The organism is Rhizobium sp. SVR5-2C, from assembly GCF_056755115.1.
In genome coordinates, this window is the sequence record NZ_JBNDHT010000216.1 from 1 (window position 1) to 7,203 (window position 7,203).

Consider the following 7,203-nt stretch of genomic DNA (forward strand, 5'->3'; position numbering starts at 1 on the left):
TTCGAGGACTGGGCGGCTTTCGTTGCCGAGCCTTATCACAGCCCTGAAGAGATGGAGAAGTTCACCGGCGTTCCGGCCGAGGAGCTGCGTGGTGCTGCCCGGCTTTATGCACGTGGCGGCAATGGCGCGATCTACTACGGTCTTGGGGTCACCGAACATAGCCAGGGCTCCACGACCGTCATGGCGATCGCCAACCTTGCAATGGCGACCGGTAATATCGGGCGTCCGGGCGTCGGCGTTAATCCGCTGCGCGGCCAGAACAATGTGCAGGGCTCCTGCGATATGGGTTCCTTCCCGCATGAGCTGCCTGGCTATCGCCATATCTCTGACGATGCGACACGCGATATCTTTGAGAAGATGTGGGGTGTCAAACTCAACAGCGAACCCGGCCTTCGGATTCCGAACATGCTGGATGCGGCGGTTGATGGCACGTTCAAGGGCTTGTACGTCCAGGGCGAGGACATTCTCCAATCCGACCCGGATACCAAGCACGTGGCAGCCGGTCTGGCAGCGATGGAATGCGTCGTCGTTCAGGACCTCTTCCTGAACGAGACGGCAAACTATGCCCACGTCTTCCTGCCGGGATCGACATTCCTTGAAAAGGACGGCACCTTCACCAATGCCGAGCGCCGCATCAACCGCGTGCGCAAAGTCATGACGCCGCGCAACGGCTATGGTGATTGGGAAGTGACCCAGAAAATGGCGCAAGCCATGGGCCTTGCCTGGAATTACACCCATCCGTCCGAGATCATGGACGAGATTGCCGCGACGACGCCGAGCTTCGCGCTGGTTTCCTACGACTACCTGGAGAAGGTTGGTTCCGTGCAGTGGCCTTGCAACGAAAAGTTCCCGCAGGGCTCGCCGATCATGCACGTGAACGGTTTTGTTCGCGGCAAGGGCAAGTTCATCCGCACGGAATACGTAGCAACCGACGAGCGCACCGGCCCGCGCTTCCCGCTGCTTCTGACGACTGGCCGCATCCTCAGCCAGTATAATGTCGGCGCGCAGACGCGGCGTACCGACAACGTCGTCTGGCACGCCGAGGACCGGCTGGAGATCCATCCGCATGATGCCGAAATGCGCGGCATTCGCGATGGCGACTGGGTGAAGCTCGCCAGCCGCTCCGGCGATACGACGCTTCGGGCGCTGATCACCGACCGGGTCGCGCCGGGCGTCGTCTATACCACCTTCCATCATCCGAACACGCAGGCGAACGTCATCACCACCGACTTTTCCGACTGGGCGACGAACTGTCCGGAATACAAGGTGACGGCAGTCCAGGTCTCGCCGTCGAACGGCCCCACGGAATGGCAGATCGAGTATGACGAGCAGGCGCGCCAAAGCCGTCGCATCGCCGGCAAGCTGGAAGCTGCCGAATGATGGAAAGGCGGCCGACGCGCATTTCCGCCAATCGCATCGCCCGCAAGGGCGGTGTCGTCGCGCCGGGCCAGCGTATTGTGCCGGAAGAAATGCCGGTCGCCTTTTCCTATGGCGGCACATCACATGCCGTAATGATGGCGACGCCGGACGATCTGGTAGATTTCGCCGTCGGCTTCAGTCTGACGGAAGGCATAATCAAAGACGCTGATCAAATTTCCGCAATCGAGATCATCGATAACGAGCAGGGCATCGATGTCCAGGTGACGCTGGCCGACGATGTTGCGGATGCTTTGCGGGCGCGCCGCCGCAGCATGGCGGGACCGGTCGGATGCGGGCTGTGCGGGATCGAGTCGATCGAGCAAGCCGTTCGCCAGGTGCCCGATGTTTCAGCCGCCGGGCTCAAGCTCACGCATCGCGATATCGTGAACGCCGTCTCGCTTCTCAATGACGCGCAACCGCTGCACCGGGAGACACGCGCGGTTCACGGAGCCGGTTTCTACATTCCCGGCCAGGGCCTGCTGGCCGTCCGCGAGGATGTTGGCAGGCACAACGCACTCGACAAGCTCTGTGGCGCCGTCATTCGCGCGCAGAGAAACGGCTCGAGCGGAGCCGTCGCCGTTACGAGCCGGCTTTCGGTCGAGATGGTGCAGAAAGCGGCCATCCTCGGGAGCTCCGTCCTTATCGCGATTTCCGCGCCCACGGCCCTCGCCATCCGCACGGCGGAGCAGGCCGGAATGACGCTGGTTGCGCTGGTGCGGGGCGACGATTTTGAGATTTTCACCCACCCGCAGCGCATATTGCCCGAAAGCATTGCCGATGTCGCATGATACCCATTCCAAGCTCGTTTATATGGCCAACCAGATAGCGACCTTTTTCAAGAGCCAGCCTGAAAGCGAGGCGGTTCAAGGTGTTGCCACCCATATCAACAAATTCTGGGAGCCGCGCATGCGGCGGCAATTATTCGAAATTCTAGATAACGATAACAATGGCTTGGATACGCTCGTAATCCAGGCTGCACCTCTGGTCCGCAAGCCTGAGCCGGCGGAACCAATCCGGAAATAAATATCGGTTTCATGCAAGAGGGGAACCAGGCATTTCGCCTGCTCGAGCATGGATTATTGCAGCAAAGTCATAATCGGGAGGATATTCATGACTTCAGCGGACACAACTACGACAGGGGAGTTAGCGGGCGTCGGCCTGCTTGATCGGGAGCGGATCGTCGCAAAGCCCGGTTTCAATCGCTGGCTTGTACCGCCGGCAGCTCTCGCAATCCATCTCTGCATCGGCATGGCTTACGGCTTCAGCGTTTTCTGGCTGCCGCTTTCGCGATCGCTCGGGATCACGGCACCAACGGCCTGCCCGGATCTGACGCTTGCTTCCGCGCTGTTCACGAAGACCTGCGATTGGCGCGTCGCCGATCTCGGCTGGATCTATACCCTCTTCTTCGTTCTGCTCGGCTGCTCGGCCGCGCTCTGGGGCGGCTGGCTCGAGCGCGCTGGACCGCGCAAAGCCGGTTTCGTATCCGCTTGCTGCTGGTGTGGCGGCATTCTGGTTGCCTCGGTCGGCGTGATCACCCACCAGCTGTGGCTGATGTGGCTCGGCGCCGGTGTGATCGGCGGTGTCGGCCTGGGCCTCGGCTATATTTCGCCGGTATCGACGCTCATCAAGTGGTTTCCGGACCGCCGCGGCATGGCGACCGGCATGGCCATCATGGGCTTCGGCGGCGGGGCGATGATCGGCGCTCCGCTCGCAAACCTGCTGATGAATTACTTCAAGACCGACACTTCGATTGGCGTCTGGCAGACTTTCGTCGTCATGGCGATCATCTATTTCGCCTTCATGATAGGCGGTGCTTTCGGTTACCGAATCCCGCCGGCCGGTTGGCGTCCGGAGGGCTGGACGCCTCCGGCTGCCAAGAGCACGATGATCACCACAAAGCACGTTCACCTGCGCGACGCGCACAAGACGAAGCAGTTCTGGCTGATCTGGGCCGTACTCTGCCTGAACGTCTCCGCCGGTATCGGCGTTATCGGCATGGCCTCGCCGATGCTGCAGGAAATCTTCGCAGGTTCGCTGATTGACCTGCCGGATCTTTCCTTCTCGCAGCTCGATGTGGGCCAGAAGGCGCAGATTGCCACGATCGCCGCCGGCTTCGCGGGTCTCCTGTCGCTTTTCAACATTGGCGGCCGCTTCTTCTGGGCGTCGCTTTCCGACAAGATCGGCCGCAAGAACACCTATTACACGTTCTTCATTCTCGGCATCGTTCTCTATGCGGTGGCACCGACGCTGGCCGATATCGGCAACAAGGCGCTCTTCGTGCTCGCCTTCGGTATCATCCTGTCGATGTATGGCGGTGGTTTCTCGACAATTCCGGCCTATCTTGCCGACGTCTTCGGCACGCAGTTCGTCGGCGCGATCCATGGCCGTCTTCTGACAGCGTGGGCGACCGCCGGCATCGTGGGTCCCGTGGTCGTGAACTACATTCGCGAGGCGCAAATCGCAGCCGGTGTGGCGCCCGGCCCTGCTCTTTATACCGGGACGATGTATATCCTGGCCGGCATGCTGGCGCTTGGCCTGATTGCCAATTTCTTCGTCAGGCCGCTTGAGAGCAAGTGGTTCATGTCCGATGAGGAAGTCGCCGGACTTCAGGCGAAATCCGCCGCCGCAAGCCTCGGCCCAACCGGCTCGTTTGGTATCGGCACAGGCGGCTTCGATACGAAGGCTCTGCTTGCCTGGGCGGTCGTCGGTATCCCCCTGCTTTGGGGCATATGGGTGACGCTGAAGGCGACCTTCGCGCTGTTCGGCTGATTTTGATCAGGGTGGAAAATCACGGCACGCGCTTCGGCGCGTGCTTTTTTATGGAAACCGGATACGAGGCGCAGGCCGGCTTTGGGAGAAGCATCAGAATTCTTCCCAGTCTTCGACACGGGCGAGGGCGGCAGCGCCGCTTGCTCTGGCCACGCGTGGAGCCAGACGCCGCGGGGGCGCGCCTGCCGGTTTGGCAGCGGTGCGGTCGAGAGCCTTGGCTTCCATGCGGAACTGGCTGAGGAGCGCTCTCAGGTTTTCGGCCTCCGACGCGAGCTTGTGGCTTGCGGCCGTGCTTTCCTCAACCATTGCAGCGTTTTGCTGGGTCGCCTGGTCCAGGGAATTGACCGCCTGATTGATCTCCTTCAATCCGGTCGCCTGCTCTTTCGACGCTTCTACGATTGCTGCAACATTCGAGTTGATATCGGCGACTTGAAGCACGATTTGCTCCAGGGCGGAGCCGGTATGGCCGACGAGTTCCACGCCGTTCTTGACCAGGTCGCTCGATGTGTTGATGAGCGCTTTGATTTCCTTGGCGGCGCTTGCGGAACGCTGCGCCAGTTCACGCACTTCCTGCGCAACCACTGCAAAGCCCTTGCCTGCCTCGCCGGCCCGCGCGGCTTCGACCCCGGCATTGAGAGCGAGCAGGTTTGTCTGGAAGGCGATGTCGTCGATGACCGAGATGATATTGGTGATCTCCCGCGACGATTGCTCAATCTGGCCCATGGCGGAAACAGCCTTGCGAACAACAATGCCAGATTGTTCCGCGCCCTGTTTTGTCTTTTCGACAAGCCTTCCTGCCTCGCCGGCGCGATGGCTGGAATCATTCACTGTTGTCGTGATTTGTTCCAGTGCTGCAGCGGTTTCCTCGATCGACGCCGCCTGCTTTTCCGTCCGCTTGGAGAAAGAGTCAGCCGAAGCGCCGATTTCACGAGCCCCTGCTGCAATTGCCACCGTGTTTTCGCCGATGGTTGTCAGCGTTTCCCGAAGCTTGGAAATGGCGGCATTGAAGTCTTTCCGAAGCTGCTCCATGGAGGGGACAAAGGCTATCTCAACCGTCTGTGTCAGATCGCCTTCGGAAAGGCGGCGCAGCGCTTCCCCTAGCTGGCTGATTGCGCTCATGCGCTCTGTTACGTCGGTCGCGAATTTCACGACCTTATAGACTTTGCCGTTGGCGTCTCTGATCGGATTGTAAGCCGCCTGGATCCATATTTCCTTGCCGCCCTTCCCATACCGGACGAATTCGTTGGCAATGAATTCGCCCTGAGCAAGACGGCGCCAGAAGCCTGAATAATCTTCGGTGCGGATATAGGCGGGATCGCAGAACATGCTGTGATGCTTGCCAGTGATTTCCGGCAGTGCGTATCCAAGCGCATTGCAGAAGTTTTCGTTGGCAGTCAGAATCTCTCCGCTCGGCAGGAATTCAATAACCGCCTGCGAACGAGCGATCGCATCCAGCTTGCCGGCGTCCTCCACGGCCTTCTTCTTGGCAGCGGTGATGTCGGTCGCGAATTTCACAATCTTGTAGGGCTTGCCGTTTTTGAAGACTGGATTGTAGGAAGCCTGGATCCAGATTTCCCGGCCTCCTTTAGCCAGCCGCTTGTAGGCGCCCGCGTCGTATTCGCCGCGGCCAAGGCGACCCCAGAATTCGCGATACTCCGCCGTTGCAGTATAGGCGGGATCACAGAACGTGCTGTGATGCTTGCCGACAATCTCCGAGAGGCTGTAACCAAGCGCGCTGCAGAAATTCTTGTTCGCCGTGAGAACGTTACCTTTCAAGTCGAACTCTATGATGGCTTGTGACTTCGAAATCGCATCAAGAACATGCTTTGAATCAGAAGATAGTCCGAACATCCCCACCCCTCCGCTGTCGGCGCAAATTTGGCGTTAGCCGCTCGAAGCAATGCCCGCGAATACACCTCTGATCTACTTCTTAAGGCAGATCATTCGAAGGGATACTTCACAACTGATGATGAGGTTCGGAAGGTTAGCAAATCTACTATTCGTTCTATTAGAATTTGCGATGCATTCTTATAATGATTGATTTTGTCAACAAAAAAGCCGCCTCGGAAGGCGGCTTCGCTACGGCTGAACGCCGAGTACTAGGCCGCGAGCTCGTCGGCTTCGCTTTCCTTGAACATCTTGGCGAGGTTCAGGAAGCAAATCATACCATTCTCGGAGGCGATGACGCCTTCGCAGTAAGCGCGATCGAAGGAAGCCGTCACTTCCGGCACAGGCTGAACCTGGCTGGAGGAAATCGTCAGAATGTCGGACACGCGGTCGACAAGCATGCCGATGACCATGCTGTGCACTTCGGCAACAACGATAGCGCTGCGCTCGTTGGCGACGGTGCTTTTCATGCCGAGCTTGTAGGCGAGATCGATGATCGGGATCACTGAGCCACGCAGGTTCATGACACCGATGACGTCAGCCGGCGCATGCGGGATCGGGGTAGAGGGCGCCCAGCCGCGGATTTCGCGGATGGTCGTCGTCTTGACGCAGAATTCCTGATCGTGCAGCCGGAATGCGATGATCTCTAGCGTGTCGCCGCTGAAATTATTCGAGTTGATCGTGGTCATTAGAAATCGTCCCAACCTAAGCTGGCAGATGCGGCTGCGCCACCATTGGCGCGAACACCCTTGCCCTCACACCACGCGACGCCCCGTTATTCCGAGACTTCGTTACGGTTGCATGCAACTTTATCGGAAGAGTGTTGCGCAAATCTAAATCGCGGCTGCGAATTGCAAGGGGTTTCGGGGTCCCTTGCAAGCTTGTATGCGGGCGATGGCAGCCGGAAGAAATCCGCCTCAGGTGATCGTCTTTTCGATCTGGGAAACGGCCCACTCCACCTGCTCCTTGGTGATGACGAGCGGCGGCGCCAGGCGGATTGTGTTTTCGTGCGTATCCTTTGCCAGCAGGCCGCGTTCCTTCAGGCCGTAACAATACTGGCGCGCTCCACCCGCTTCGGGCTCCAGCTCGACCGCCATCATCAGGCCGCGGCCGCGCACATCCTTGACG

Annotated in this window: 7 protein-coding genes; 4 read left to right on the forward strand and 3 right to left on the reverse strand. The window is 59.3% G+C overall.

The window, feature by feature from the left end; all coding sequences use genetic code 11:
- From ACPYOI_RS33815 to ACPYOI_RS33830, 4 genes are all read left to right on the forward strand, one after another.
- Positions 1-1,380: molybdopterin-dependent oxidoreductase (locus ACPYOI_RS33815; protein WP_481424000.1), on the forward strand; the 1,380-nt coding region annotated here is incomplete at its 5' end.
- Positions 1,380-2,207, forward strand: a complete 828-nt coding sequence (gene fdhD / locus ACPYOI_RS33820; RefSeq protein ID WP_481417289.1) for a formate dehydrogenase accessory sulfurtransferase FdhD — start codon at positions 1,380-1,382, stop codon at positions 2,205-2,207. The genes ACPYOI_RS33815 and fdhD, both read left to right, overlap by 1 nt.
- Positions 2,197-2,442, forward strand: a complete 246-nt coding sequence (locus ACPYOI_RS33825) for a formate dehydrogenase subunit delta (RefSeq protein WP_481424001.1) — start codon at positions 2,197-2,199, stop codon at positions 2,440-2,442. Before fdhD ends, ACPYOI_RS33825 begins: the two co-directional genes overlap by 11 nt.
- An 87-nt stretch (positions 2,443-2,529) precedes the next feature.
- Positions 2,530-4,188: an OFA family MFS transporter gene (locus ACPYOI_RS33830; protein ID WP_481417271.1), complete on the forward strand. Its 1,659-nt coding sequence runs from the start codon at positions 2,530-2,532 to the stop codon at positions 4,186-4,188.
- Between the two features lie 93 nt (positions 4,189-4,281).
- Here ACPYOI_RS33830 and ACPYOI_RS33835 read toward each other — a convergent pair whose 3' ends face one another.
- From ACPYOI_RS33835 to ACPYOI_RS33845, 3 genes are all read right to left on the reverse strand, one after another.
- Positions 4,282-6,039 (reverse strand): methyl-accepting chemotaxis protein, encoded by a 1,758-nt coding sequence (locus ACPYOI_RS33835; RefSeq protein ID WP_481417272.1) that lies wholly within the window; start codon positions 6,037-6,039, stop codon positions 4,282-4,284.
- Positions 6,040-6,287: 248 nt separating this feature from the next.
- Entirely contained in the window at positions 6,288-6,764 is a 477-nt protein-coding gene (locus ACPYOI_RS33840; RefSeq protein ID WP_168832667.1) for a chemotaxis protein CheW, read from the reverse strand.
- A 228-nt stretch (positions 6,765-6,992) separates the two neighbouring features.
- On the reverse strand, positions 6,993-7,203 hold a 211-nt coding region (locus tag ACPYOI_RS33845; protein WP_481424002.1), incomplete at its 5' end, for an aminotransferase class III-fold pyridoxal phosphate-dependent enzyme.